This is a genomic window from Streptomyces sp. NPDC093109 (genome assembly GCF_040701725.1).
In the GTDB taxonomy this organism is placed as follows: domain Bacteria; phylum Actinomycetota; class Actinomycetes; order Streptomycetales; family Streptomycetaceae; genus Streptomyces.
Map to the genome: position 1 here is coordinate 131,183 of NZ_JBFBEZ010000020.1, position 25,971 is coordinate 157,153.

Sequence of the window (25,971 nt, forward strand, 5' to 3'; positions counted from 1 at the left end):
TTACATAACGCTCAGTCGGTTCCGGGATGCGACACCGCGAGGGCGATCCCGAGCGGCGTCCGCTCGTACAGCACCTGATGTCCGTACCGCCGTGAGGTCAGCAGCCCCGCCCCGCGCAGCACCGACAGATGCTCCGACACGGAGGAGGGCGCGAGTCCGAGCAGCCGCGCCAGCGCGGTGGTGGAGGCCGGCTCGTCGAGGGCGCACAGCACATGGGCCCGCGCGCGGCCCAGCAGCCGGGCGAGCGCGTCGGGCGTACGGTCCGACGGCTCCGTCCACAGGCCGCCGATGCCGCGCACCGGATAGACCACGGCCGGCCGCCACGGCGGCAGGAACCCGCTCACGACCCGGGGCCAGCAGAAGACGCTCGGCATCAGCACGAGCCCCTCGCCGCCGAGCACGCGCGTGTGGCTGCCGTTCACCCCGGTGATGGTCAGGGTGGCGCCGTCGGTCCAGCTGAGCTGGGGGCTCAGCTCCCCGATCAGCCGCTCGAAGCCCGCTTCCGCCAACCGCCGCGAACGGTAGGCCACATCGGCCTCCAGCAGGGTGCGCAGCCGGGGCCACTCGGGCTCGACGAGCGCCCGCCACGCCCGTTCCAGCAGTTCGGCCAGGTCGCCGACGGCCCGCGCCGGATCCGCCAGCATCGCCCGCCCGGCGGGGCTCTCCGTGGCGCCGGGGGTGTCGGCGAGCGCCAGGGCGATATCGGCCCCGGCCGTCTCCGGGTCGGTGGCGCGCACGGCCGCGATCTCGTCCTCGAAGACGGCGCCGGGCCCCGGCGGTGTCTGGCTGAGGAAGTCGGGATTGTGGCCGAACGGCGGCATCAGCAGATGCAGCGGGCGCAGATCGAGACCGTCGGCTGCGGCCCGGATCCGCCGCAGCCAGGGCAGGTGGTAGCCGTGCCGTTCGGGGCGCGCGAGGGTGCGTACCGCCTCCTGGGTCTCCCAGAGCGGCGAGACGGCGAAGCGGCAGCGGAGCAGATCGCTCTCGGCGAAGTGGAGATGGAAGGGCACGGTGGCGGACGCTCTCGAACGGGGGAGAAGGCGAGGATTCGGGTGGGGCCGAAAGTCTATGGCGGGGCGCGCCCGCTCCCTCAGTCTGTGCCCATGTCCAAGAACGCATCCCCCGGCGGGTACCGGGCCGTCTTCGCCGTGCGCGAGTTCCGGTACGTGTTCGCCGCGCACCTGCTCTCGCTGCTCGGGGTGGTCGTCAGCGAGATCGCGCTGACCTATCTCGTCTACGTCCTCACCCGCTCCCCCCTGCTCAGCGCGCTCACCTTCGCCCTCGGCATGCTGCCGTACCTCATCGGCGGGACCCTCTTCGCCGGGGTCGCCGACCGCTACCCGGCCCGGCGGGTGCTGGTGGTCTGCGATCTGCTCTGCGCCGGCTGCGTCGGGGTGATGGTGCTGCCGGGCACCCCGATCGCGGCGCTGCTGGCGCTGCGGTGCGTGGTCGCCGCCATCGCGCCGGTGTTCACCGGGACCAGGGCGGCCACGCTCACCGACATCCTCGGCGACGGTGACCGCTACGTACTGGGGCGCTCGCTCCTGCGGCTCGTCTCGCAGGGCGCGCAGCTCGCCGGGTTCGGGGTGGGCGGGGTGCTGCTCGCGGTGATTCCCGCGCGCGGGGCGATCGCCATCACGTTCGTCACGTTCCTCTGCTCGGCCGTGCTGCTGCGCTTCGGGACGCGGGCCAGGCCGGCCAGGAGTGCGGGCAACGGCGGTGCGCTGCTGGGGGATTCGTTCAGCGGTGCCCGGCTGCTGCTCGGTGACCGCAGGACGCGGGCGCTGCTGCTGCTCTTCTGGGTTCCGGCCATGTTCGCGGTCGCCCCGGAGGCCCTCGTCGCGCCGTACGCCGACTCCCTGGGGGTGGGGCCCGCGGCGCTGGGGCTGCTGATGTGCGCGATTCCGGTGGGGCACATCGGGGCGGAGCTGTACGTCGGTTCGAAGCTCTCCCCGCGGGCCCGGGGGCGGATCGTACTGCCGGTCGCCGCCGTCGGGCTGCTGCCCCTGCTGGTGTACGCGGCCGAGCCCGGTCTCGGCTGGGCGCTGGCGGCGCTCGCTCTGTCCGGGGTGGGGGCCGCGTATGTCGTCGGCCTCGACCGGTGGTTCGTCGACGCGGTCCCCGAGGAGCTGCGCGGCCGGGCGATGACCCTGCTCACGGCCGGTCTGATGACGATCCAGGGCCTCGGTATGGCGCTCGCCGGTCTCGCCGGCGAGTTCTTCCCGGTCCATCAGGTCGTGGCCGGGTCCGGCCTGATCGGGACCCTGTGCTGCCTCGTGCTCGTACGGGAGGTCCGGCGGACGGCGGGGCCCGGCGGCGGGACGCCCGTGGCCGGGGAGGCCGACGGGAAGGCCGACGGGAAGGCCGACGGGAGGGTCGAGGGGCGAGACGGGGCTGACCCTCAAGTGGCCAGTGGGTAAGGTCGAAGCCGTGCCAAAGCCCCTCAGTCTGCCCTTCGACCCGATCGCCCGCGCCGATGAACTCTGGCGGCAGCGCTGGGGGCCGGTTCCCTCGATGGCCGCGATCACCTCGGTCATGCGCGCGCACCAGATCCTGCTTGCCGGGGTCGACGCGGTCGTCAAACCGTACGGACTGACCTTCGCCCGGTACGAGGCGCTGGTGCTGCTGACCTTCTCCAAGGCGGGCGAACTGCCGATGTCCAAGATCGGCGAGCGGCTGATGGTGCATCCGACGTCGGTCACCAACACCGTGGACCGGCTGGTCACCGCCGGTCTGGTCGACAAGCGCCCCAACCCCGCCGACGGCCGCGGCACCCTCGCCTCGATCACGGACAAGGGGCGCGAGGTGGTCGAGGCGGCCACCCGGGATCTGATGGAGATGGACTTCGGGCTCGGGGCGTACGACGCGGAGGAGTGCGCGGAGATCTTCGCGATGCTCCGCCCGCTGCGGGTCGCCGCGCAGGACTTCGAGGAGTAGGCGAGCGGGGGAGCGGGGACGGGGGAGCGGCGGCAGGGACGGGGAAGCGGCGGGCAGGGGTGGGCGAAGATCGCCCCATGTGCCCCGTTAGGCTCGCCCCATGAAGTCAAATGTGCTGTCGCGCTACCGGGTGATGGCGTACGTCACCGCCGTATGGCTGCTGGTCTTCACCGTGGCGATCGTCCTGAAGTACGGGTTCGACACCGGTGACACGATGCTGATCTCCCAGATCCACGGCATCCTGTACATCGTCTACGTGGTCTTCGCGTTCGACCTGGGCTCCAAGGCCAAGTGGCCCTTCGGGAAGCTGCTCTGGGTGCTGGCCGTGGGCTGTATCCCCGCCGCGTCGTTCTTCGTGGAGCCGAAGATCACCCGCGAGATCCGCCCCCTGCTGACCGACCGCACGCCGGTGGCGGCCGAGGCATAGGCCGCCGGCGACCCCCTCCTTTTCTCTCCCCGCCCGCGCGCCGAACGCGTGGGCGGTTTCCCATCGACATTTACTAGGACGTCCTAGTAAATTTAAAGCATGAACACCGAAGCGACGGGCGCGACCGACGCGATCGAAGAGGGCCGCCGGCGCTGGCAGGCCCGCTACGACAAGGCCCGCAAGCGCGACGCGGACTTCTCCACGCTCTCCGGCGATCCGGTGGAGCCGGTCTACGGGCCCCGGCCCGGTGACACGTACGAGGGATTCGAGCGGATCGGCTGGCCCGGCGAGTACCCGTTCACCCGCGGCCTCCACCCGACCGGCTACCGCGGCAGAACGTGGACCATCCGCCAGTTCGCCGGGTTCGGCAACGCCCTCCAGACCAACGAGCGCTACCGGAAGATCCTGGCCAACGGCGGCGGCGGGCTCTCCGTCGCCTTCGACATGCCCACGCTCATGGGCCGCGACTCCGACGACCCGCGCGCGCTCGGCGAGGTCGGTCACTGCGGGGTCGCCATCGACTCGGCCGCCGACATGGAGATCCTCTTCGGGGACATCCCGCTCGGTGACGTCACCACCTCCATGACGATCAGCGGCCCGGCCGTCCCGGTCTTCTGCATGTATCTCGTCGCGGCGGAGCGCCAGGGCGTCGACCCTGCCGTCCTCAACGGCACGCTCCAGACCGACATCTTCAAGGAGTACATCGCCCAGAAGGAGTGGCTCTTCCAGCCCGAGCCCCATCTGCGGCTCATCGGGGACCTGATGGAGCACTGCGCCGTCGCCATCCCCGCCTACAAGCCGCTCTCCGTCTCCGGCTACCACATCCGCGAGGCCGGCGCGACGGCCGCGCAGGAGCTGGCGTACACCCTCGCGGACGGCTTCGGCTATGTGGAGCTGGGGCTGAGCCGGGGCCTGGCCGTGGACGTCTTCGCGCCGGGACTCTCCTTCTTCTTCGACGCGCACCTCGACTTCTTCGAGGAGATCGCCAAGTTCCGGGCGGCCCGCCGGATCTGGGCGCGCTGGATGAGGGACGTGTACGGCGCGCGCACCGACAAGGCGCAGTGGCTCCGCTTCCACACCCAGACCGCCGGCGTCTCGCTCACCGCGCAGCAGCCGTACAACAACGTCGTACGGACGGCCGTGGAGGCGCTGTCGGCGGTCCTGGGCGGCACGAACTCGCTGCACACGAACGCCCTGGACGAGACCCTCGCCCTGCCCAGCGAACAGGCCGCCGAGATCGCGCTCCGTACCCAGCAGGTGCTGATGGAGGAGACCGGCGTCGCGAACGTGGCCGACCCGCTCGGCGGCTCCTGGTACGTGGAGCAGCTCACCGACCGGATCGAGGCCGACGCCGAGAAGATCTTCGAGCAGATCAAGGAGCGCGGCCGGCGCGCCCACCCGGACGGGCTGCACCCCATCGGCCCCATCACCTCCGGGATCCTGCGCGGGATCGAGGACGGCTGGTTCACCGGCGAGATCGCCGAGTCGGCGTTCCAGTACCAGCGCGCGCTGGAGAAGGGCGAGAAGCGGGTCGTCGGCGTCAACGTCCACCACGGCTCGGTCACCGGCGACCTGGAGATCCTCCGCGTCAGCCACGAGGTCGAGCGCGACCAGGTGCGGGTCCTGGGCGAGCGCAGGGCCGCCCGCGACGACGCCCGGGTCCGTACCGCACTCGCGGAGATGCTGACGGCGGCCCGTACCGGCGCGAACATGATCGCCCCGATGCTGGAGGCGGTCAGGGCGGAGGCGACGCTGGGCGAGATCTGCGGCGTACTGCGCGACGAGTGGGGCGTCTACACGGAGCCGCCCGGCTTCTGAACGGGCCTGACCTCCGGGCCTGCTCTCCGCGCCTGACCTCCGGACCTCCGGGCATTTAAGGTAATACCTCTCACGCAGAGCTAAAATGGACAGCATGGCCACCGAGGAGTTCCCCGACTCGCTCGCCGCCGTGCTGGCAGGTTTCCAGCGCACCGTCCGGCGGCGGCTGCGTTCCGGCCTGAGCGCACCGCCGCTGCGGGGCGCTCAGGTCGAGCTGCTGCGGCTGGTGGCGGACCGGCCCGGGATCCGGGTGTCGGACGCCGCCGAGGAGCTGTACCTCGCCGGCAACTCGGTCTCCACGCTGGTCAATCAGCTCGGCCGAGCCGGATATCTGCGCCGTGAGACGGACCCCGCCGACCGGCGCTCCGCCCGGCTGCTGCCCACCGAGGAGGCCGCCGCGCGGCTGGCCCAGTGGGAGGCGCGCCGCTCCGCTCTCGTCAGGGAGCAGGTGGCACGGCTCACCGAGGAGGACCGGACGGCCCTCGTCGCGGCGCTGCCGGCACTGCGCAGGCTCGTCCGGAACATGCGTGACGAGATGGAGGGTCCATGACCGCCATGACCGGGGAGATACCGCCAACCACCACCACGGGCGAGCCGGCCGAAGCCGTCGGCTGCCGGAGCCTGACGTACAAGTTCGGCGAGACCAGAGCCGTCGACGGCCTCGATCTCTCGGTCGGCGCGGGCGAGGTCTTCGGACTGCTCGGGCCGAACGGCGCCGGCAAGACCACCGCGATCCGCTGCATCACCACGCTGCTGCCCGTCCGGGCGGGCACGGTCCGGGTGTTCGGGCACGACGCGGCCAGGGAGAAGATGGCCGTGCGCCGGCTCCTCGGCTACGTACCGCAGCAACTGTCCGCCGACGCCGCGCTGACCGGCCGCGAGAACGTCACGCTCTTCGCCCGCGTCTTCGACGTCTCCCGCCGCGAGCGCGCCGAGCGCGTCGCCCAGGCGCTGGCCGCGGTGGACCTGACCGACGCCGCCGACCGCATGACCACCACGTACTCCGGCGGCATGATCCGCCGGCTCGAACTCGCGCAGGCGCTCGTCAGCGCGCCCCGGCTGCTGATGCTGGACGAGCCGACGATCGGCCTGGACCCGATCGCCCGTACCAGCGTGTGGGAGCACATCACCGCCGTACGGCGGGCCACGGGCATGACCGTCCTGGTCACCACGCACTACATGGACGAGGCCGAGCAGTACTGCGACCGCGTCGCGCTGATGCACCGCGGCCGGATCCACGCGCTCGGCACGCCGGACGAGCTGCGGGCCGCGCTGCGGGAGCGGCGGACGGCCTCCGGTGTCTCCGGCGAGAAGGATCCGGTACCGACGCTGGAGGACGTCTTCCGGGACGTCGCCGGCAGCGGTCTCGACGAGGAGGGAGGCGCCTTCCGCGATGTTCGGAGCACCCGCAGGACCGCGACCCGCGTTGGCTGAGACGAATCTCCTGCTCGTACCGCCCAAGGCCCGTACGGGCTGGCGCGTGCTGCCCGCCAGGGTCGCCGCGATGTGCGTGGTGGAGCTGCAGAAGCTGCGCCACGACCGTACCGAGCTGTACACCCGGGCCGTGCAGCCCGCGCTCTGGCTGCTGATCTTCGGTGAGACCTTCACCAGGATCAAGGCCATCCCCACGGGCGGCATCCCCTACATCGACTATCTCGCGCCCGGCATCATCGCCCAGTCCGCGATGTTCATCGCGATCTTCTACGGCATCATGATCATCTGGGAGCGCGATGCCGGGATTCTGACCAAACTGCTGGTCACACCCACCCCAAGAGCGGCCCTGATCAGCGGCAAGGCATTCGCCTCCGGGGTCAAGGCGCTGATCCAGGCGGTCGTGGTGATCGTCATCGCCGCCGCCCTCGGCGTGGGGCTGACCTGGAACCCGCTGCGGCTGCTCGGGGTGGCCGTCGCCGTCGTGCTCGGCTCGGCCTTCTTCTCCTGCCTGTCCATGACGATCGCGGGCATCGTGCTCACGCGCGACCGGCTGATGGGCATCGGACAGGCCATCACCATGCCGCTCTTCTTCGCGTCGAACGCGCTCTACCCGGTGGCGATCATGCCGGGCTGGCTCCAGGTCGTCAGCCGCGTCAACCCGCTGAGCTATCAGGTCGACGCGCTGCGCGGGCTGCTGCTCGGTACGCCGTCGCATCTGCCGCTGGACTTCGGGGTGCTGCTGGTGGCGGCCGTGCTGGGGATCGTGGCGGCCTCGTCCCTGCTGGGCAGGCTGGCGCGCTGAGTTCCCCGCTGGGCCAGGCCGCCGAGCAGCAGGGCCGTGAAGGCGCGGGCCCAGCTCTCGTCCACCGGCTCCGCGCTGACCAGCGTGCGGTGGACGACCGCGCCGGCGATGACGTCGAAGATCAGGTCGGCGGTGCGGGCCGCCGTCGCCGGATCGGGTTCGCGGGGGAGTTCGCCGCGGTGCTGGGCGCGCTCGCGGCCCAGCAGGACCAGCCGCTTCTGACGGCCGACGATCGAGTCGCGGATCCGGTCCCGCAGCGCCGCGTCACGGGTGGACTCGGCTATCACCGCCATGAGCGCGGTCTTGGCCTCCGGGTGCTCCAGCACCGCCGCGAGCTGGAGCACCACGCCCTCGACATCGGCGGACAGGCTGCCGCGGTCCGGCAGTTCCAGCGCGTCGAAGAGGACCGCGACCGCGTCCACGACGAGTTCGTTCTTGCCCGCCCAGCGCCGGTAGAGCGTGGTCTTGGCGACGCCCGCGCGGGCCGCCACCTCGCCCATCGTCAGCTTGGACCAGCCCAGCTCACCGAGCGCCTCACGGGTCGCGGCCAGGATCGCGGAGTCCGCTCCGGCGCTGCGGGGGCGGCCGGTACGGCGCGGCGCGTCCGTACGGGCCTGTGCTGTGTCCGTACGGTGCGGTGCGTCCGGGCCCGGGTCGGCGGGGCTGGTGCGGCGGCTGCCCATGACGGTGACCATACCGCTCGGTACGTCCGGAGCGCCCCGTTCGGTACGGTCCCGTGTGAGCCAGTTCACCGGTGGAAACGGCCCGGTCCCCGGACCCGGAAGTTACGCTACGACCCGTAGCGTAAGCCGGAGTTCGGCCCGTGCCGGGTCCCGGCCGGCCGATGGCGCGCGGACCGCTTTTCCCGAGCGGGCGCGGAGGGGGGAGGATGTACTCATGCAGCCTAGGAACATGTCCATGAGCGGCGTCGTCGACCTCGCCGCGGTGAAGGCGGCCGGTGAGGCCAAGGTGAAGGCGGAGCAGGCCCGTGCCGAGGCGGCCCGCCAGGGCGGCCCCGCCGCCGTACCCCCGTCCAGCCTGGTGATCGACGTCGATGAGGCGGGCTTCGAGCGCGATGTCCTCCAGCGGTCCACGGAGGTCCCGGTCGTCATCGACTTCTGGGCCGAGTGGTGCGAGCCGTGCAAGCAGTTGAGCCCCGTACTGGAACGGCTGGCGCGGGAGTATGCCGGCCGTTTCGTGCTCGCCAAGATCGATGTCGACGCCAACCAGATGCTGATGCAGCAGTTCGGGATCCAGGGCATCCCCGCGGTCTTCGCGGTGGTGGCCGGCCAGGCGCTGCCGCTCTTCCAGGGCGCGGCCCCCGAGGCCCAGATCCGCGCCACGCTCGATCAGTTGATCCAGGTCGGCGAGGAGCGCTTCGGCCTCACCGGGATCGCGGTCGACGCCGGGGCGGACGAGGCCGACGGCGGTGCGGAGCCGGAGGAGGCGCCCGTACCCGAAGGGCCGTACGACGCACTGCTGTCCGCGGCTGTGGACGCGCTGGACGCCAACGACTTCGCCGGCGCCTCGGCCGCGTACCGCGAGGTGCTCGCCGCCGACCCCGGCAACACGGAGGCCAAGCTCGGCCTCGCCCAGGCCGAACTCCTCGCGCGCGTCCAGGGTCTTGACCCGGCCGCCGTACGGAAGGGCGGCGCCGAGCGGCCCGACGACATCGGGGCGCAGTTCGCCGCCGCCGATCTCGACCTGGTCGGCGGACATGTCGAGGACGCCTTCGGCCGGCTGGTCGAGGTCGTGCGCCGGACGTTCGGGGACGACCGGGAGGCGGCGCGGGTGCGGCTGCTGGAGCTGTTCGAGGTCATCGGCGGTGACGATCCCCGGGTGACCGCGGCCCGTTCGGCGCTGGCGCGGGTTCTTTTCTAGCCGACGCGGGGAGGGGCGCGTGTTTCCGCCCGCTTCCTGTCCACCGATAGGCTGTCGGCCGCGCCGGTTTCGCCGGCGCCGCCGAATCCGTGGCTCCAGCACGGGCTTGGTGAAGTAATGCCGGCAGTGGCCGTGTTTACCAAAACTTGATAACCCCGGCTGCTGTTACTCGCAGTAAATCAACCCCCCAGTTCTGTCCCGCTATGGGCGACCTTCACCGCTTGTGTCGCACCGGTCGGCGGCACCCTGTGTGGCGGCGCGACGCCATCGGGTCGCCGGCCGGTTATCGGGCCGTTACTAGCCAGTAACGAACCCCCTTGTGTCATCGGCGTGAATGCACCACGATCAGCGACGCTCGGTCCAGTTCCGCACCGGCGCGGCACCCAGTCGCGCCCGTCGGTTCCGGTGCCCCACCGGGTGGTCCGGCGGCAGCGTCGCCGGTCCGGACAGGGGGGTTCCTGCCGAACCGGCAGGGCCTGTCCAGAGGTTGCGCGAACGCGTGGCCCAGTGGTTGTCGCTCGGGGGTGATCGCCGGTGCTTCGGAACGCGGTTAGCGCCTCCGGAACGGGCGCTCTCCTTCCCGAGGACGTAGCACTTCTCCCATCCCGGGGCCGGTTTCCACCCGATCCGGAGATGTACGTCCGAGAAGGAGGACATTCATGGAGTCCCAAGTTCGTGGCGGGACCAGATGGAAGCGGTTCGCCGTAGTCATGGTGCCCAGCGTGGCCGCGACGGCCGCGATAGGCGTATCACTGGCACAGGGGGCGCTGGCGGCGTCCTTCAGTGTGTCGGGTCAGAACTTCAAGGTCACCGCCGACAAGCTGGTCGGCCACGACTTCGTCCAGTACGGCGCGGTCGCCGAGGGGGTCGACGCCAAGGGCAACAAGGCGGCTCACCCCGTCGCGGTGTCCGGATTCAAGTCGGCCGAGATCACCTCGATGTGCCAGTCGGTGGTCACTCCGGTGCCCTTGCTCGGTACGAGCGTGACGCTGGTGCTCAATGCCGGTGACAAGGGCAAGGAGATCACCGCCGACAATCTCTACCTCGATGTCGAATCCCTTGACGCCGACGCGGTTTTCGAGGACATCAACATCGGTATCGCGGCGGGTTCGAACAAGCTCTACAAGGGTTCGGACGCGGGCAAGTTCGGCTTCGGCCAGGAGTCCCGAATCGCCACGCTCACCAAGGTGAAGCAGACCGCGTGGGCCACCACCGCGGGCACCTTCCGGCTCCCCGACCTGAACCTCAGGCTCAAAGTCGGTGACCCGAAGCAGTACGAGTGCTATTAGGCGCTCGCGGCGGGCGGGCCGAACAGTCCTCGGACCGCTCGGCCCGCCCGGCCCCGCCTTCCGATCGTAATACCGCTTACCGTTTTCCCAGGGAGCTGTTTTCCATGAGCGCCGAGTCCACAGGTTCCCGCGGATTCTCTTACTGGCGGCTTCGGTTCAGAGGCTGGCGAGGTACCCGGCCGTTCTGGGCGGGCCTGTTCACTCTTCTCGGTGGACTGCCGATCGCCTACTTTCCTTACGCACAGCTGCACTTCGGCAATCTCACGCTGGCCATGTCCACCACGGCCGGCGCGGGCTCGCTGATCATCGGTGTCCTGTTGGTGACACTGGGGCTGACGATGTGGTTCCAGAGCGTCGTCCGCGTATTCGCCGGAGTCGCCGCGATCCTGCTGGCGCTCGTGTCGATCCCCGTCTCCAACATCGGCGGTTTCCTGCTGGGCTTCCTGTTCGCCCTGATCGGCGGGGCGCTCTCCATCTCCTGGATGCCCGGCACACCCGTGGAGCCGGACTCCGAGCACGACACCCCCCACGACGAGGTGGACCCCGGCGGGTCCGGTGCCTCGTACCTTCCCGGTCCGCGCGACAGGGAGAGCCTGAACGTGACGGATACGACGACTGCTCAAGCCAACGGCGGGAGGAACAGTGCGGGGTGACGACGCGCAGCGCATCGCGGCCGGAGGCGATGGAACCCGGGTGAAGAAAGGGCCGCGGCACGCGGCCCCCAGAAAGTCGTTCCTGACCAAGCTCCAGATACCCGCGGGCAAGGCGATGGCCCTGGCGGCGATGCCGACGGCGGTCTTCGTGGGCATGGGCCTCACGCCCCGGCTCGCGATGGCCGACGACAAGGACATCCCCTTCGCCCCCGGACCGTGTGTGACGCGCTCGGACGAGCCGGACGCGTCGGCGTCGTCCAGTCCGGCGCCCACCACGCCCGCTCCCACTCCCTCCGCCGCTTCGCCGTCCTCGCCGTCGCCCTCGGCCTCGTCGACCACGGATGCCCCGTCGCCCTCGGCGTCGGAGTCGGAATCGGCGTCGGACGCGGAGAAGGACAAGGCGAAGGAGCCTGCGCCCTCGCCTTCGGCGTCCGCGGAGCCCGAGCCGGCCGTGTCGTCCAGCAATCCGCTCGATCCGCTGGGCCTCGGTGACGTGCTGAGCGGCCTCATCGGCGGCGGAACCGAGGAGGAGGCGACGAGCGGCGCGGAGCCCACCGACCCGGAGCCCACCGACCCGGAGCCGAGCGCCCTCGTGCCGGCCGGGGAGAAGAGGAAGAAGGCCACCGAGGACGCGGAGGACTCCGAGGACACGAAAGGCACGAAGGACACGAAAGACGCGGCGGACTCCGCGTCCGACGCCGCCAAGGACGCGATCAAGGACGCGGCGGACGAGGCCGGCGCCACCGTCGAGGAACTGGACGAGGACGCCAGGGGACTCGACGTCCGCGCGGACGACGAGATCCCCGCCGCGGCGGGTGGCACGTCCACCACCGTGGGCACGTCCGGCAAGGAGCCCTTCCCCTGCCCCACCGCCGACCCGGCGGCCCTGGCCGCCGCCGAGGAGGAGTCCGGCATCCCTCTGCTGCCCGACGAACCCTGGCAGCTCGACAGCACCCTGCTCACGCTGAGCGGCCTCGACTACCACGGCATTGTCGAGGTCAGGACGGGCAACGGCGTGGTCAAGAAGGCGCTCAAGTTCACCGCGACCTCGCTGGACATCAAGGACCTGCACCAGACCGCCGTCTACCCGATGGGCATGACGGCCCATGTCCAGGCACGTACCGGCTCCACCTCCACGATCCGCGGCGGCGAGGTGACGATGTACACGGAGGAGCTGAAGGGCAATCTCTTCGGCATCATCCCCGTCACCTTCAGCCCGGCGACCCCGCCGCCGCTGAACGTCCCCTTCGCCTTCTTCACGGACGCGCATGTGGTCCAGGCCGGCCAGTTCGGCGGCACGCTCACCATCCCCGGCCTGCGGAACTACCTCACCGGCTGACTCACCGGCTGAGGATCCGTGGCCCGTTTTCTCCCCGGACGCGCGAACGGCCCGTACCTCCCCGGCGGGGGTGGTACGGGCCGTGGTGCGTGCCGCGGGGTCAGCCGCGGTTCGTGCCGCCCAGGTGGTGGACGCGGACCATGTTCGTCGTGCCGGAGACTCCGGGCGGGGAGCCGGCGGTGATGATCATGGAGTCGCCCTCGCTGTACCGCTGGAGCTTGAGCAGCTCCTCGTCGACCAGCTCGACCATCGCGTCCGTGCTGTCCACCAGCGGCACCACGAAGGGCTCCACGCCCCAGCTCAGCGCGAGCTGGTTGCGGGTCGCCTCGTCCGTGGTGAAGGCCAGGATCGGCTGGGCCGCGCGGTAGCGGGAGAGACGGCGGGCCGTGTCACCGGACTGGGTGAAGGCGACCAGCGCCTTGGCGCTCAGGAAGTCCGCGATCTCGCAGGCCGCGCGGGCGACCGAACCGCCCTGCGTGCGCGGCTTCTTGCCCGGGACCAGCGGCTGGAGGCCCTTGGAGAGCAGCTCCTCCTCGGCCGCGACCACGATCTTCGACATCGTCTTGACGGTCTCGATCGGGTACGCGCCGACCGAGGACTCGGCGGAGAGCATGACCGCGTCCGCGCCGTCCAGGATCGCGTTCGCGACGTCGGACGCCTCGGCGCGGGTCGGGCGGGAGTTGGTGATCATCGACTCCATCATCTGGGTCGCCACGATCACCGGCTTGGCGTTGCGGCGGCACAGCTCGATCAGCCGCTTCTGGACCATGGGGACCTTTTCGAGCGGATACTCTACGGCCAGGTCACCACGGGCCACCATGACGCTGTCGAAGGCCGCGACGACGGCCTCCATGTTGGCCACCGCCTGCGGCTTCTCGACCTTGGCGATGACGGGGACCCGGCGGCCCTCCTCGTCCATGATCTTGTGGACGTCCAGCACGTCGCTCGCGTCGCGGACGAAGGAGAGCGCGACCATGTCGGCGCCCATCCGCAGCCCGAAGCGCAGGTCCTCGACGTCCTTCTCGGACAGGGCCGGGACGTTGACCGCCGCGCCCGGCAGGTTGATGCCCTTGTGGTCGGAGATCACCCCGCCCTCGATGACGATGGACCTGACCCGGGGACCCTCGACCGCGACGACCCGCAACTCCACGTTGCCGTCGTTGATCAGGATCTGGTCGCCCTTGGAGACATCGCCGGGCAGGCCCTTGTAGGTGGTGCCGCAGATCGACTTGTCGCCGGGGACGTCCTCGGTGGTGATGGTGAACTCGTCACCGCGTACCAGCTCGACGGGTCCCTCGGCGAAGGTCTCCAGACGGATCTTGGGGCCCTGGAGGTCCACGAGCACGCCGACGGCGCGGCCGGTGTCGGCCGCCGCCTTCCGGACGCGGTGGTACCGCTCCTCGTGCTCCGGGTGGCTTCCGTGGCTCATGTTGAGCCGGGCCACGTTCATGCCGGCCTCGATGAGCGACTTCAGCTGCTCGTAGGAGTCGACGGCGGGGCCCAGTGTGCAGACGATTTTGGAACGGCGCATGAGGCGCATCCTATCGGTTTGTTTCAGTGCGGAATTTTCCGTCTGGTGGAACGTACAAATGGGCGGGGGGCCGCTCAGGCGATACGTGTTCGGGCGTCACGCACGAGTGCGAAGGTCTGCTGTGCGATCTCCAGCTCCTCATCGGTCGGTACGACGGCCACCACCACCCGGGAGTCCGCCGGCGAGATGACCCGCGGCTCGTCGGAACGTACGGCATTGAGCCCGGCGTCCACCGCCAGGCCCAGCGTGTCCAGCCCGGCCACGGCAGCTTCCCGTACCGGCGCCGCGTTCTCACCCACACCCGCCGTGAACGCCACCGCGTCCACCCGCCCGAGCACCGCGCTGTACGCGCCGATGTACTTCCGCAGCCGGTGGATGTAGACGTCGAACGCCAGCCGCGCCCGCTCGTCGCCCTCGTCCACCCGGCGGCGGATCTCACGCATGTCGTTGTCCCCGCAGAGGCCGACGAGACCGCTCTTCTTGTTCAGAAGTTCATCGATCTCGTCCACGGACATTCCGGCCACCCGGTGCAGATGGAACGTCACCGCCGGATCGATGTCCCCCGACCGCGTCCCCATCACCAGCCCCTCCAGCGGGGTCAGCCCCATCGACGTGTCCACACAGCGCCCGCCCGCGACGGCCGACGCCGACGCGCCGTTGCCCAGGTGCAGCACGATGACATTGACCTCGGACGGGTCCTTGCCGAGCAGCTCGGCCGTCCTGCGCGAGACATACGCGTGCGACGTGCCGTGGAAGCCGTAGCGGCGGATCCGGTGCGCGTCGGCCGTCGCCACATCGATCGCGTACCGGGCCGCGTACTCCGGCATCGTCGTGTGGAACGCCGTGTCGAAGACCGCGACCTGCGGCAGATCGGGACGGAGCGCCCGCGCCGTACGGATCCCGGTCAGGTTCGCCGGATTGTGCAGCGGCGCCACCGGCACCAGCCGCTCGATCTCGGCCAGCACCTCGTCGTCGACGACCGTCGGCTCGCTGAACCGCAGCCCGCCGTGGACCACCCGGTGGCCGATCGCCGCCAGTTCGGGGGAGTCGAGGCCGAGCCCGTCGCGCGCCAGCTCGGCGGCGACCGCCTCAAGCGCCGCCGCGTGGTCGGCGATCGGCTCCGTACGCTCGCGCTTCGCGCCGTCGGTGGCGGCGTCCGGGCCCGCGAGCGGGGTGTGCACCAGGCGCGAGGACGCCTCGCCGATCCGCTCGACCAGCCCGGCCGCGAGCCGGGAGCCGTCCCGCATGTCCAGCAGCTGGTACTTCAGCGACGAGGAACCGGAGTTGAGGACGAGGACACGGGTGGCACGCGAAGTCACTGGCTGCTTGCTCTCTGCTGAAGGGGAAGGGGGTACGGCGGCGGTCACGCGGTCTCGCCCTGCGCCTGTATCGCGGTGATCGCGACCGTGTTGACGATGTCCTGCACCAGGGCGCCGCGCGACAGGTCGTTGACCGGCTTGCGCAGCCCCTGGAGCACCGGGCCCACGGCCACGGCGTTGGCCGAGCGCTGCACGGCCTTGTAGGTGTTGTTGCCGGTGTTGAGGTCCGGGAAGATCAGCACCGTCGCCTGCCCGGCGACCTCCGAGTCCGGCAGCTTCGTCGCCGCCACCGACGGCTCGACGGCCGCGTCGTACTGGATCGGCCCCTCTATCCGCAGATCGGGCCTGGCCGCCCGCACCCGCTCGGTCGCCGCGCGCACCTTGTCGACGTCCGCGCCGGAGCCCGAGGTGCCCGTGGAGTACGAGAGCATCGCGATCCGCGGCTCCACACCGAAGCGGGCGGCGGTCGCGGCGGACTGCACGGCGATGTCGGCGAGCTGCTCCGCGTCCGGATCCGGGTTGACCGCGCAGTCCCCGTACACGAGCACCTTCTCGGCGAGGCACATGAAGAAGACCGACGAGACGATCGACGCGTCCGCCCGGGTCTTGATGATCTCGAACGCCGGACGGATCGTCGCGGCCGTCGAGTGGACCGAGCCCGACACCATGCCGTCGGCCAGCCCCTCCTCCACCATCAGCGTGCCGAAGTAGTTCGCGTCCGCCACCACGTCGTACGCCAGCTCCACCGTCACGCCCTTGTGCGCGCGCAGCTTCGCGTACCGCTCGGCGAAGCCCTGGCGCAGCTCGGAGGCGGCCGGGTCGATCAGCTGGGTCGCGGACGACGACAGATCGATGCCGAGGTCCGCCGCCTTCTTGCGGATGACATCCGTGTCCCCGAGCAGCGTCAGATCGCACACATCACGGCGCAGCAGCACATCGGCGGCGCGCAGCACCCGCTCCTCGGCGCCCTCGGGCAGCACCACCCGGCGCCGGTGGGCCCGCGCCTGCTCCAACAGCTCGTGCTCGAACATCATCGGGGTCACCCGGCCGCTGCGCGCCACCGCCAGCCGGCCCAGCAGCACCGCCGTGTCCACGTACCGCTCGAACAGACCGAGCGCGGTCTCCGCCTTGCGCGGGGTCGCCGCGTTCAACTTCCCCTCCATACCGAAGAGTTCGGTCGCGGTCGGGAAGGAGCGGCCCGGTACGGAGACCACCGGCGTGCCCGGCGCGAGCCGCGCGGCCAGCGTCAGCACCGCGTCGTCGGGCCGCTCGTCCAGTGTGAGCAGGACGCCCGCGATGGGCGGCGTACCGGCGGAGTGCGCGGCCAGCGCGCCCACCACGAGATCCGCCCGGTCGCCGGGGGTGACCACCATGCAGCCGGGCGTCAGCGCGTTCAGGAAGTTCGGCAGCATCGCCCCGCCGAAGACGAAGTCCAGCGCGTCCCTGGCCAGCCCCGAATCGTCCCCGAGCAGCACCGTGCCGCCCAGCGCCTGGGTGATCTGCGCGACGGTCGGGGCGGCCAGCGCCGGCTCGTCCGGCAGCACGTAGCACTCCACCGGGAGCTGCGCCGAGAGCTGCTCGGCGATCTCCGTACGGTCCTCGGCGGCGACCCGGTTGACGACCATGGCCAGCACCTCGCAGCCCAGCACCTCGTAGGCGCGGTGGGCGTTGCGCGCCTCGGCACGTACCGACTCGGCGGTCTGGCCCTTGCCGCCGACCACGGGGATCACGGAGGCCCCGAACTCGTTCGCCAGCCGCGCGTTCAGCGACAGCTCGTCGGGGAGCTGCGTCGCCGCGAAGTCCGTCCCGAGCACGAGCACCACCTCGTACTCCCGCGCCACCCGGTGGAACCGCTCCACCAGCCGCGACACCAGCTCGTCGGTGCCCCGCTCGGCCTGGAGCGCGGACGCCTCGTGGTAGTCGAGCCCGTACACCGTCGCCGGGTCCTGGGACAGCCGGTAGCGGGCGCGCAGCAGGTCGAAGAGGCGGTCGGGACCGTCGTGGACCAGCGGACGGAAGACCCCCACCCGGTCCACCTGGCGGGTCAGGAGCTCCATGACCCCCAGCTCCACGACCTGCCGGCCGTCCCCGCGGTCGATCCCGGTCACGTACACGCTGCGCGTCACGTGTGCACTCCTGTCCCTGCTCGTGGGACATCGCGCGACGGGGCCGGGGTTTCGGGGGTCCCCCTGCGGCCCGGCGGCCCGTGGGATGTCCCGCATCTGGTGAACGACGAATCCCGTGAGGGTGGCAATGCGCGGCAAAGCGCGACAATGCCCTCTTGACAGTACCTCCGGAGATAGTTAGTGCGCCCGGGGAGTGGGCAGGGGAACGGGACGGGGGGCGGGCAAGTGGCCCGGGTCACGCCGCGAGGGAAGCGTGGGAGGATCGGATCCGGCGTACGGCTGGGGCCCCACCCCCGGGTGGCACGTATCCGCAGTACACGAGCGAGCAGGACGAGCGAGCAGGAGACACAGCACGATGCGTATCGGAGTTCTCACGGCAGGCGGCGACTGCCCCGGCCTGAACGCGGTGATCCGCTCGGTCGTGCATCGCGCCATGACCGGGCACGGAGACGAAGTCGTCGGATTCGAGGACGGGTTCAAGGGCCTCCTCGACGGCCACTTCCGCCCGCTCGACCTCGACGCCGTCAGCGGCATCCTCGCGCGCGGCGGCACGATCCTCGGCTCGGCACGGCTGGAGCGCGGGCGGCTGCGCGAAGCCGCCGAGAACTGCGCGGAGCTGGCCCACCGGTACGGGATCGACGCGCTCATCCCGATCGGCGGCGAGGGCACGCTGACCGCCGCGCGGCTGCTCTCCGACGCCGGAATGCCCGTGGTGGGCGTCCCGAAGACCATCGACAACGATATCTACTCCACCGACCGCACGTTCGGATTCGACACCGCGGTCACGGTCGCGACCGAGGCCATCGACCGCCTCAAGACCACCGCCGAGTCCCACCAGCGCGTGATGGTCGTCGAGGTCATGGGCCGGCACGCGGGCTGGATCGCGCTGGAGTCCGGCATGGCGGGCGGCGCGCACGGCATCTGCCTGCCGGAGCGGCCCTTCGAGGTCGACAGCCTGGTCAAGATGGTCGAGGAGCGCTTCTCCCGGGGCAAGAAGTTCGCCGTCATCTGCGTCGCCGAGGGCGCGCACCCGGCGCCGGGCTCCATGGAGTACGGCAAGGGCGAGATCGACCAGTTCGGCCACGAGCGCTTCCGGGGCATCGGCAACGTCCTCGCGGCGGAGCTGGAGCGCCGCATGGGCAAGGAGGCCAGGCCGGTCATCCTCGGCCACGTCCAGCGCGGCGGTACCCCGACGGCGTACGACCGCGTCCTCGCGACCCGCTTCGGCTGGCACGCGGTGGAGGCGGCGCACCGGGGGGAGTTCGGGCGGATGACGGCGCTGCGGGGGACGGCGATCGAGATGGTGCCGCTGGCGGAGGCCGTGACACAGCTCAAGACGGTGCCGGAGGACCGGATGTTCGAGGCGGAGTCGGTCTTCTAGCCGGCCCGCTCCGGCCGGCCCGCTGTCCGGTGCCGCGGGTCTCGATTCGTGCGGCAGGCCCGGCGGCCGGACGCGGCCTGACCACCGGTCGCCCCACCCGGGTCACCACCGCTGGTCACCACCGCGCCGGGCCGACGTTCAGCGCGCCGCCGGCAGCCAGCGGTACTGCAACTCAGGGCGGCCCACCTGGCCGTACTGCGGGCTGCGGGCCGCCCGGCCGTTGGTGACCAGGTGTTCCAGATAGCGGCGCGCCGTGATGCGGGAGATACCGACCCGGGTGCCCGCCTCGGCCGCCGTGAGGCCGCCGGCCGCGTCGCGCAGGGTGCGGGTGACCGCCTCCAGCGTCGGCGCGCTCAGCCCTTTCGGCAGGGAGGACGGCTGCGGAGCGCGCAGCGCGCCCAGGGCACGGTCCACCTCCTCCTGCCCGCTCGCCTCGCCCGCCGCCCCGCGGAACTCCGCGTACCGGTCGAGCCGGTCGCGCAGCGTCGCGAAGGTGAACGGTTTCAGTACGTACTGCACGACGCCCAGCGACACCCCTTCCCGGACGACCGTCAGGTCCCGCGCCGAGGTGACGGCGATGACGTCCGCCTGGTGCCCGGCCGCCCGCAGGCTGCGCAGGAGCTGGAGGCCGTGCCCGTCGGGGAGGTAGAGGTCGAGGAGGATCAGATCGATCTCCGTACGGTCCAGCAGCCGGCCCGCCTCGACGCGCGAGTGCGCCACGCCCGCCACGGTGAAGCCCGTCACCCGGCCCACGTACAGCTGGTGCGCGTCGGCCGCGACCGGGTCGTCCTCGACGACCAGGACCCGGATGGGCGCCGCGCTCATGAGGACACCTCGGCGGCGGCGGTACGGCCGGGACGGGCGCTCAGCGGCAGCCGTACGGTGAACTCCGCGCCACCGACGCCCCTGCCACCGGCGTCACCCGCGCCGGAGCCCCCGCCCGGTGGCGTCAGCTCGATGGTGCCGTGTGCCCGGTGGACCGCCTGCCGGACCAGGGCGAGCCCGAGACCGCGCCCCGGCCCCCGGGTCGACCAGCCGCGCCGGAAGACCTCCTCCCGGTCGCCGGGGTCGACGCCGGCGCCCGTGTCCCGTACGGCCAGGAGCAGTTCACCGCCGTCCGCCAGGGCCGTCACGGTGACCCGCGCGCCCTCGCCGCCCTGCGCCGCGTCCACCGCGTTGTCGATGAGGTTGCCGAGGATGGTGACCAGATCGCGCGGGGGCAGGGTCGGCGGCAGTACGCCGTCGTCGATACGGCTGTCCTCGGCCAGCACCAGTTCCACCCCGCGTTCGTTCGCCTGCGCCGCCTTGCCCAGCAGCAGTGCGGCCAGGACCGGTTCGCCGACCGCGCCCACCACCCGGTCCGTGAGGTCCTGGGCCAGCTCCAGCTCGGCCGTCGCGAACTCCACCGCCTCCGCCACCCGGCCGAGCTCGATCAGCGAGACCACCGTGTGCAGCCGGTTGGCCGCCTCGTGCGCCTGCGAGCGCAGGGCCTGGGTGAAGCCGCGCTCCGAGTCCAACTCGCCCGACAGCGCCTGAAGTTCGGTGTGGTCGCGCAGGGTGATCACCGTACCGCGCTGCTCACCGCCCACCACCGGGCGGGTGTTCACGACCACGATCCGGTCATCGGTCATATGGACCTCGTCCACGCGCGGTTCTGAGGCGAGCAGCGCGCCGGTGAGCGGCGCGGGCAGGCCGAGTTCGGCGACGGGCCGGCCGACCGCCGACTCGTCGAGGCCGAGCAGCTCCCGGCCGCCGTCGTTCATCAGGGCGATCCTGCGCGCCCCGTCGAGCATCAGCAACCCCTCGCGCACGGCGTGCAGCGCGGCCTGGTGGTAGTCGTGCATCCGGCTCAGCTCCGCCGCGTTCATCCCGTGGGTGTGCCGGCGCAGCCGCGCGTTGATCACGTACGTACCGAGCCCGCCGAGGACCAGTGCCGCGCCCGAGGCCAGGGCGAGCACCTTGACCTGCTGGGTCACCTCGGTCGAGATCCGGTCCACGGTGATGCCCACGCTGACCAGTCCGATGATCCTGCCGTCGGGCCCGTCCTTGATGGGGGTGACCGCGCGGACGGACGGGCCGAGGGTGCCGGTGTAGGTCTCGGTGAAGGTCTTTCCGCGCAGCGCGGGGTCCCGGCGCCCCAGGAAGCGCATCCCGATCTGGGCCGGGTCGGGGTGCGTCCAGCGGATCCCCTCCGGGTTCATGATCGTGATGAAGTCGATGCCGGTGTCGTGGCGGACCCGCTCCGCGTACGGCTGGAGCGCGGCGCTCGGGTCGGGCGTATGGATCGCCTCCCGTACGGACGGCGAGTCGGCCAGCGCGTGGGCGGTGGCCAGTACCTGCTTGCGCGCGGTCTCGTCCGTGTGCGCGCGGCCGGTGACGTACGCGAACACCCCGCAGCCCGCGACGACGGCCGCGACCAGCACGACCTGCATCGCGAAGAGCTGTGTGGCGAGGGAACGGGGACGGTGCGGCAGGTGCATGAAACAAGAATGCCTGGCCTGATTCATATGAACGAAATGAACGTAAGGGTGACCGGCGTCACAGCCTGATGGATAGTCCTCGGGACCCCCCGGGACAGGGACGGGGGGAATCGCAGTGACGAGTCAAGGAGGACCCGTGGCCGCAAGGCGGGACCGTACCCACTATCTGTACATCGCGGTGATCGCAGCCGTCGTGCTGGGCATTCTGGTGGGCTTCGCGGCTCCTGGTGTGGCCGTCGAACTGAAGCCGCTCGGTACCGGCTTCGTGAACCTCATCAAGATGATGATCTCGCCGGTCATCTTCTGCACCATCGTGCTGGGCGTCGGTTCCGTCCGCAAGGCCGCCAAGGTCGGCGCGGTCGGCGGGCTCGCCCTCGGCTACTTCATGGTGATGTCGACCGTCGCGCTGGGCATCGGCCTGGTCGTCGGCAACATCCTCCAGCCGGGCGCCGGGCTCCACCTCACCGAGGCCACCAAGGGCGCGGGCGCCGCCCAGGCCGAAGGCGCGAGCGAGACCACCGCGGACTTCCTCCTCGGGATCATCCCGAAGACGATGGTGTCGGCCTTCACCGAGGGTTCGGTCCTCCAGACCCTGCTGATCGCGCTGCTCGCGGGCTTCGCCATCCAGGCGATGGGCAAGTCCGGCGAGCCGATCATCCGGGGCATCGGCCACATCCAGCGCCTCGTCTTCCGCATCCTCGGCATGATCATGTGGGCCGCGCCGGTGGGTGCCTTCGGCGCCATCGCGGCGGTCGTCGGCGAGACCGGTCTCGACGCGCTGAAGTCGCTCGCGATGATCATGATCGGCTTCTATGTCACCTGTGCGCTCTTCGTCTTCCTGATCCTGGGCGCCCTGCTGCGGCTGGTCGCGGGCATGAACATCTTCTCGCTGCTCAAGTACCTCGGCCGCGAGTTCCTGCTGATCCTCTCCACCTCGTCCTCCGAGTCGGCGCTGCCGCGTCTCATCGCGAAGATGGAGCACCTGGGTGTCAGCAAGCCCGTCGTCGGCATCACCGTCCCGACCGGCTACTCGTTCAACCTCGACGGCACGGCCATCTATCTGACGATGGCGTCGCTCTTCATCGCCGAGTCCATGGGCAACCCGCTCAAGATCGGTGAGCAGATCTCGTTGCTGCTCTTCATGATCGTCGCCTCGAAGGGCGCGGCGGGTGTCACGGGCGCCGGTCTGGCGACGCTGGCCGGTGGCCTCCAGTCGCACCGCCCCGAACTGGTCGACGGTGTCGGCCTGATCGTCGGTATCGACCGCTTCATGAGCGAGGCGCGTGCCATGACGAACTTCGCGGGCAACGCGGTCGCGACGGTGCTGATCGGTACGTGGACGAAGGAGATCGACAAGGCCCGCGTGGACGAAGTCCTCGCCGGGAAGATCCCGTTCGACGAGAAGACGCTGGTGGACGACGGCCACGGAGCGGTGGAGGACACGCCGGAGCCGGAGGCCGCGACGCCGGCCGCCGCCGCCCCCGTATCCACCGAGAAGACCCAGGCCGGGGTCTGACACCCCCCACCCCAGGGCCCGCCAGGCCCTGATCCCGGCCCTTCCCCCGACCGGCCCGTACGGAGACGCCTTCCGTACGGGCCGGTCGGCTGTGTGCGTGCGGGCGGGCGGGCGTGCGGCGTTCCTGCTTGTGTACGGGGTGGTACGGGGTGGTACGGGGTGGGTGGTGAGGCGGGGGCGATATGGGGCCTTGGGGATACGATCGTATGTACAGCCGTCGCGGCCCCCGGTTACCGAGCGTTCCATCGGGCTCACTCGTCGGCACCCGTCAGGGAGGTTCCCACCATGACTTCCGCTACGCGCTTGCTGACAGGACTTCCGGCCGACCGCGGCGACATGCTGATGAGGCTGTCACACCACGTTTATTTCCCCCAGGACGAGCGGATCTTCGAGGAAGGCAGCCAGGCCGACACCTTCTGGATCATCCACACGGGCACGGTGGCGCTGGACCTGTGCGTACCGGGCCGGCGCCGGGTGACGGTGGAGACCCTCGGCGTCGGCGATCTGCTCGGCTGGTCCTGGCTGTTCCCGCCGCACCAGTGGCACTTCGGGGCGGAGGCGTTCAGTCCCGTACGGGCCCATGAGTTCGACGCGGCGGCCGTACGGTCGATGTGCGAGGCCGATCCGGTCCTCGGCTACGCGCTGACCCGTACGGTCGCCCAGATCCTCGGCCGCCGCCTGGAGGCGGCCCGTACCAAACTGCTCGACCACTACATGGTCCACGGCGGCTCCGGGCTGTAAGCGCCGCTGCAAGGTGCTGCAAGGTGCTGTAGGGGCGTAACGGCTACTCCCAGGCCACGGGCAGCTCGATCGGGAAGCGCCTGATGGTCCTGGTGTCCCAGCGGATCTCCTCCGGCGGCACCGCGAGCCGCAGCCCCGGGAAGCGCGTCAGCAGCAGGCCGATCGCCGTCTCCAGCTCCGCCATGGCGAGCGGAACGGCGATACAGCGGTGCCCGCCCCAGCCGAAGGTCATGTGCGGGGTGGGCGGCCGGTCGAGGTCGATGACGTCCGGGTCGGGGAACCGCTCGGGATCGCGGTTCGCCGTGAGGTACGAGACGTGGACGAAGTCGCCCGCCCGGATCCGTACGCCGTCGATCTCGGCGTCCTTCAGGGCGACGCGCGGAATCCCGACGCCGTTGCGGAACGGGATGTAGCGCAGCAGCTCGTCCAGCGCCCGGGAGAGCGACTCGCGCGGCGCGCCCCTGAGGCGGTCCGCCAGCTCGGGGCGGGTGAGCAGCAGATACGCGATGTCGCTGATCTGGCAGGTGGCCGTGTCGTGGCCGCTGAGCATCAGGGTCTCCGCCATGACGGCGAGCTCCTGGTCGTCGAACATGTCCTCGCCGTCCCTGGCGGCGGCCAGGACGCTCAGCAGATCGTCCCCGGGCGCACGCCGGCGCTCGGTCACCAGCTCGTGGAAGTACGCGATGATCTCGGCCTTCGCCGCCGCCGCGTCCTGGCGGCTGTCGGGCGTCATGGACAGCATCCGGAGCGCGGACGCCTGGAGCCAGGGCCGGTCGGGCGCCGGAATGCCGAGCAGCTCGCAGATGGTCTCCTGGGGCAGCCGCTCGGAGAGGTGGTGGACGAGGTCGGCGGGCTGTCCGTGCGCGGCCATCTCGTCCAGCAGCCGGTGGGTGATGGCCTCGATGGCGGGCCGCATGGCGTCCACGCGCCGCTTGGTGAACGCCTGCGAGGTGAGCCGGCGCAGCCTGCTGATCCGGGGCGGGTCGATCACGTTGATCGACTCGGGGGAGACGATCGGCTCCGGCGTCATCCGGGGGAAGTCCTTGCCGATGATCGCCGCGCGGCTGAACGTACGGTCGGTCGTCACCTGCCGTACGGCGTCGAACCCGGTGACCAGCCAGGCGTCCGCGTCGCCGTACGACAGCCGGATCCGCGTCACGGTCCCCCGGGACATGAGGTCGGCGAGGGCGGGGTCGAAGTCCAGGGACTGGTTGAAGTCGAACGGGCAGGTCGGGGGCGTGGGGGGTGTGGAGTCGGTGGCGGTGGGGTCGGTGGCGGTCATGGGGAATTACGTACCTCCCCTGTGTGGCGTCCATGCGCGAAAGGTGCAGGAAGCCCATCAAATGGGTACGAGACACCTGGGTTTGGGGCGCGAGATCGACAACCCGGGGTTGACGATTGCGTGATCGTCAACCTATGGTTGACGCATGACGAACCCCTTGCAGGATCCTCATCCCGTACGCCTCGACGACCTCATCCAGGCCATCAAGAAGGCCCACACCGATGCGCCGCTCGAGCAGCTCTCCGATGCGGTTGTCGCCGCAGATCACCTGGGTGATGTGGCCGATCACCTCATCGGCCATTTCGTGGACCAGGCCCGCCGCTCCGGCGCCTCCTGGACCGAGATCGGCCGCAGCATGGGCGTCAGCAAGCAGGCCGCCCAGAAGCGCTTCGTCGTCAAGGACGGCACGGCCGACCTGAGCGCCGAACAGGGCTTCAGCCGCTACACCGACCGCGCCCGCAACGTCGTGGTCGCCTCGCAGATCGAGGCCCGCAAGGCCGGCAGCCACGAGATCGGCCCCGAACACCTGGTGCTCGGCATCCTGACCGAGTCGGAGGGGCTCGCCGCGAAGGCGATCATCGACCAGGGCGTCACCCTGGACGCCGTACGGCAGGCCGCGAGCGCGGCGATCCCGGCGCCGCCCGAGGGTGAGGTGCCCGCGCTGATCCCGTTCGACGCCGGCGCGAAGAAGGCGCTCGAACTCACCTTCCGGCAGGCGCTGCGGCTGGGTCACAACTACGTCGGTACGGAGCACATCCTGCTGGCGCTGCTGGAGCAGGAGGACGGCACGGGGGTGCTCGCGGGCCTGGGCGTGGACAAGGCGGCGGCGGAGGGGTGGATCGGGGAGGAGCTGAAGGCGATCATCGCGGCGATCGAGAAGACGGGGGAGTAGGGGCGGGGGGGGGGGCGGCCCCCCCCCGGGGGCCCGCCACCCCCCCCCCCCCCCGCGGGGATCAGCAACATCGGGAGGCGGGGGGGGGGGGGGTGGATGGTTATGGGTAGGGGTTGATGAAGG

At 70.9% G+C, this 25,971-nt stretch carries 22 protein-coding genes and 1 pseudogene; 15 read left to right on the forward strand and 8 right to left on the reverse strand.

What is annotated here, in order from left to right:
- Positions 1-11: 11 nt before the first annotated feature.
- Positions 12-1,010, reverse strand: coding sequence for a DUF5937 family protein (locus AB0389_RS20780; protein WP_366396897.1), 999 nt, complete (start codon positions 1,008-1,010; stop codon positions 12-14).
- A gap of 93 nt (positions 1,011-1,103) precedes the next feature.
- Between AB0389_RS20780 and AB0389_RS20785 the strand changes: the two genes are divergently transcribed.
- The 7 genes from AB0389_RS20785 (at position 1,104) to AB0389_RS20815 (ending at position 7,418) form a co-directional block, all read left to right on the forward strand.
- The gene (locus tag AB0389_RS20785; protein WP_366396898.1) at positions 1,104-2,420 is read left to right on the forward strand and encodes an MFS transporter; all 1,317 of its coding nucleotides are present in this window, start codon (positions 1,104-1,106) and stop codon (positions 2,418-2,420) included.
- Positions 2,421-2,430: 10 nt separating this feature from the next.
- Positions 2,431-2,937: a MarR family transcriptional regulator gene (locus AB0389_RS20790; protein WP_366396899.1), complete on the forward strand. Its 507-nt coding sequence runs from the start codon at positions 2,431-2,433 to the stop codon at positions 2,935-2,937.
- A gap of 100 nt (positions 2,938-3,037) precedes the next feature.
- Positions 3,038-3,364 (forward strand): DUF3817 domain-containing protein, encoded by a 327-nt coding sequence (locus AB0389_RS20795; RefSeq protein WP_366396900.1) that lies wholly within the window; start codon positions 3,038-3,040, stop codon positions 3,362-3,364.
- Between the two features lie 99 nt (positions 3,365-3,463).
- A complete protein-coding gene (locus AB0389_RS20800; protein ID WP_366396901.1) occupies positions 3,464-5,182 on the forward strand; it encodes a methylmalonyl-CoA mutase family protein in 1,719 nt (572 codons plus the stop codon).
- Between the two features lie 94 nt (positions 5,183-5,276).
- The gene (locus AB0389_RS20805; RefSeq protein WP_366396902.1) at positions 5,277-5,732 is read left to right on the forward strand and encodes a MarR family transcriptional regulator; all 456 of its coding nucleotides are present in this window, start codon (positions 5,277-5,279) and stop codon (positions 5,730-5,732) included.
- Positions 5,729-6,616 (forward strand): ATP-binding cassette domain-containing protein, encoded by an 888-nt coding sequence (locus AB0389_RS20810; protein WP_366396903.1) that lies wholly within the window; start codon positions 5,729-5,731, stop codon positions 6,614-6,616. The genes AB0389_RS20805 and AB0389_RS20810 overlap by 4 nt, the downstream gene beginning before the upstream one ends.
- Positions 6,576-7,418, forward strand: a complete 843-nt coding sequence (locus tag AB0389_RS20815; RefSeq protein WP_366396904.1) for an ABC transporter permease — start codon at positions 6,576-6,578, stop codon at positions 7,416-7,418. The genes AB0389_RS20810 and AB0389_RS20815 overlap by 41 nt, the downstream gene beginning before the upstream one ends.
- A gap of 14 nt (positions 7,419-7,432) precedes the next feature.
- Here AB0389_RS20815 and AB0389_RS20820 read toward each other — a convergent pair.
- Positions 7,433-8,113 (reverse strand): annotated as a pseudogene (locus AB0389_RS20820) (TetR/AcrR family transcriptional regulator); the annotation flags it as partial.
- 202 nt (positions 8,114-8,315) lie between these two features.
- Here AB0389_RS20820 and AB0389_RS20825 point away from each other — a divergent pair.
- The 4 genes from AB0389_RS20825 (at position 8,316) to AB0389_RS20840 (ending at position 12,580) form a co-directional block, all read left to right on the forward strand.
- On the forward strand, positions 8,316-9,299 hold the full coding sequence (locus AB0389_RS20825) for a tetratricopeptide repeat protein (RefSeq protein ID WP_366396905.1): 984 nt from the start codon (positions 8,316-8,318) through the stop codon (positions 9,297-9,299).
- Positions 9,300-9,958: 659 nt separating this feature from the next.
- Positions 9,959-10,588: a DUF6230 family protein gene (locus AB0389_RS20830; protein WP_366396906.1), complete on the forward strand. Its 630-nt coding sequence runs from the start codon at positions 9,959-9,961 to the stop codon at positions 10,586-10,588.
- A 104-nt stretch (positions 10,589-10,692) separates the two neighbouring features.
- Positions 10,693-11,241, forward strand: a complete 549-nt coding sequence (locus tag AB0389_RS20835) for a DUF6114 domain-containing protein (RefSeq protein WP_366396907.1) — start codon at positions 10,693-10,695, stop codon at positions 11,239-11,241.
- Positions 11,231-12,580 carry a hypothetical protein gene (locus AB0389_RS20840; protein ID WP_366396908.1) on the forward strand — a complete coding sequence of 450 codons (1,350 nt, stop codon included), beginning with the start codon at positions 11,231-11,233 and terminating at the stop codon, positions 12,578-12,580. Before AB0389_RS20835 ends, AB0389_RS20840 begins: the two co-directional genes overlap by 11 nt.
- A gap of 100 nt (positions 12,581-12,680) precedes the next feature.
- Here the strand turns inward: AB0389_RS20840 and pyk are convergent, their stop codons facing one another.
- From pyk to pta, 3 genes are all read right to left on the reverse strand, one after another.
- A complete protein-coding gene (gene pyk / locus AB0389_RS20845; RefSeq protein WP_366396909.1) occupies positions 12,681-14,111 on the reverse strand; it encodes a pyruvate kinase in 1,431 nt (476 codons plus the stop codon).
- 74 nt (positions 14,112-14,185) lie between these two features.
- The gene (locus AB0389_RS20850) at positions 14,186-15,430 is read right to left on the reverse strand and encodes an acetate kinase (protein WP_366396910.1); all 1,245 of its coding nucleotides are present in this window, start codon (positions 15,428-15,430) and stop codon (positions 14,186-14,188) included.
- A gap of 44 nt (positions 15,431-15,474) precedes the next feature.
- Complete coding sequence (gene pta, locus AB0389_RS20855; protein WP_366396911.1) at positions 15,475-17,556, reverse strand: phosphate acetyltransferase; 2,082 nt, start codon at positions 17,554-17,556, stop codon at positions 15,475-15,477.
- 355 nt (positions 17,557-17,911) lie between these two features.
- Here pta and AB0389_RS20860 point away from each other — a divergent pair, with 355 nt between their 5' ends.
- A complete protein-coding gene (locus AB0389_RS20860; protein ID WP_366396912.1) occupies positions 17,912-18,937 on the forward strand; it encodes an ATP-dependent 6-phosphofructokinase in 1,026 nt (341 codons plus the stop codon).
- A 138-nt stretch (positions 18,938-19,075) separates the two neighbouring features.
- Here AB0389_RS20860 and AB0389_RS20865 read toward each other — a convergent pair whose 3' ends face one another.
- The gene (locus tag AB0389_RS20865; protein ID WP_366396913.1) at positions 19,076-19,762 is read right to left on the reverse strand and encodes a response regulator; all 687 of its coding nucleotides are present in this window, start codon (positions 19,760-19,762) and stop codon (positions 19,076-19,078) included.
- The gene (locus tag AB0389_RS20870; protein WP_366396914.1) at positions 19,759-21,417 is read right to left on the reverse strand and encodes a sensor histidine kinase; all 1,659 of its coding nucleotides are present in this window, start codon (positions 21,415-21,417) and stop codon (positions 19,759-19,761) included. Before AB0389_RS20870 ends, AB0389_RS20865 begins: the two co-directional genes overlap by 4 nt.
- Before the next feature lie 136 nt (positions 21,418-21,553).
- On the opposite strand from AB0389_RS20870, the gene AB0389_RS20875 reads away from it, so the two are divergent.
- Both AB0389_RS20875 and AB0389_RS20880 read left to right on the forward strand, forming a co-directional pair.
- A complete protein-coding gene (locus AB0389_RS20875) occupies positions 21,554-22,933 on the forward strand; it encodes a cation:dicarboxylase symporter family transporter (protein ID WP_366396915.1) in 1,380 nt (459 codons plus the stop codon).
- 285 nt (positions 22,934-23,218) lie between these two features.
- Positions 23,219-23,674 carry a cyclic nucleotide-binding domain-containing protein gene (locus AB0389_RS20880; RefSeq protein ID WP_366396916.1) on the forward strand — a complete coding sequence of 152 codons (456 nt, stop codon included), beginning with the start codon at positions 23,219-23,221 and terminating at the stop codon, positions 23,672-23,674.
- A 43-nt stretch (positions 23,675-23,717) separates the two neighbouring features.
- Here the strand turns inward: AB0389_RS20880 and AB0389_RS20885 are convergent, their stop codons facing one another.
- A complete protein-coding gene (locus AB0389_RS20885) occupies positions 23,718-24,956 on the reverse strand; it encodes a cytochrome P450 (RefSeq protein WP_366396917.1) in 1,239 nt (412 codons plus the stop codon).
- Positions 24,957-25,101: 145 nt separating this feature from the next.
- Here AB0389_RS20885 and AB0389_RS20890 point away from each other — a divergent pair, with 145 nt between their 5' ends.
- Positions 25,102-25,848 carry a Clp protease N-terminal domain-containing protein gene (locus tag AB0389_RS20890; protein ID WP_366396918.1) on the forward strand — a complete coding sequence of 249 codons (747 nt, stop codon included), beginning with the start codon at positions 25,102-25,104 and terminating at the stop codon, positions 25,846-25,848.
- Positions 25,849-25,971 lie beyond the last annotated feature (123 nt).

Bases quoted from the DNA above. Each gene is read 5' to 3' on its own strand.
- AB0389_RS20835 (WP_366396907.1), top strand. From the start codon at position 10,693: ATGAGCGCCGAGTCCACAGGTTCCCGCGGATTCTCTTACTGGCGGCTT.
- AB0389_RS20885 (WP_366396917.1), bottom strand. From the start codon at position 24,956: ATGACCGCCACCGACCCCACCGCCACCGACTCCACACCCCCCACGCCC.
- pyk (WP_366396909.1), bottom strand. From the start codon at position 14,111: ATGCGCCGTTCCAAAATCGTCTGCACACTGGGCCCCGCCGTCGACTCC.
- AB0389_RS20860 (WP_366396912.1), top strand. From the start codon at position 17,912: ATGCGTATCGGAGTTCTCACGGCAGGCGGCGACTGCCCCGGCCTGAAC.
- AB0389_RS20815 (WP_366396904.1), top strand. From the start codon at position 6,576: ATGTTCGGAGCACCCGCAGGACCGCGACCCGCGTTGGCTGAGACGAAT.
- AB0389_RS20825 (WP_366396905.1), top strand. From the start codon at position 8,316: ATGCAGCCTAGGAACATGTCCATGAGCGGCGTCGTCGACCTCGCCGCG.
- AB0389_RS20865 (WP_366396913.1), bottom strand. From the start codon at position 19,762: ATGAGCGCGGCGCCCATCCGGGTCCTGGTCGTCGAGGACGACCCGGTC.
- AB0389_RS20795 (WP_366396900.1), top strand. From the start codon at position 3,038: ATGAAGTCAAATGTGCTGTCGCGCTACCGGGTGATGGCGTACGTCACC.
- AB0389_RS20805 (WP_366396902.1), top strand. From the start codon at position 5,277: ATGGCCACCGAGGAGTTCCCCGACTCGCTCGCCGCCGTGCTGGCAGGT.
- AB0389_RS20870 (WP_366396914.1), bottom strand. From the start codon at position 21,417: ATGCACCTGCCGCACCGTCCCCGTTCCCTCGCCACACAGCTCTTCGCG.
- AB0389_RS20880 (WP_366396916.1), top strand. From the start codon at position 23,219: ATGACTTCCGCTACGCGCTTGCTGACAGGACTTCCGGCCGACCGCGGC.
- AB0389_RS20810 (WP_366396903.1), top strand. From the start codon at position 5,729: ATGACCGCCATGACCGGGGAGATACCGCCAACCACCACCACGGGCGAG.
- AB0389_RS20830 (WP_366396906.1), top strand. From the start codon at position 9,959: ATGGAGTCCCAAGTTCGTGGCGGGACCAGATGGAAGCGGTTCGCCGTA.
- AB0389_RS20800 (WP_366396901.1), top strand. From the start codon at position 3,464: ATGAACACCGAAGCGACGGGCGCGACCGACGCGATCGAAGAGGGCCGC.
- AB0389_RS20785 (WP_366396898.1), top strand. From the start codon at position 1,104: ATGTCCAAGAACGCATCCCCCGGCGGGTACCGGGCCGTCTTCGCCGTG.
- AB0389_RS20890 (WP_366396918.1), top strand. From the start codon at position 25,102: ATGACGAACCCCTTGCAGGATCCTCATCCCGTACGCCTCGACGACCTC.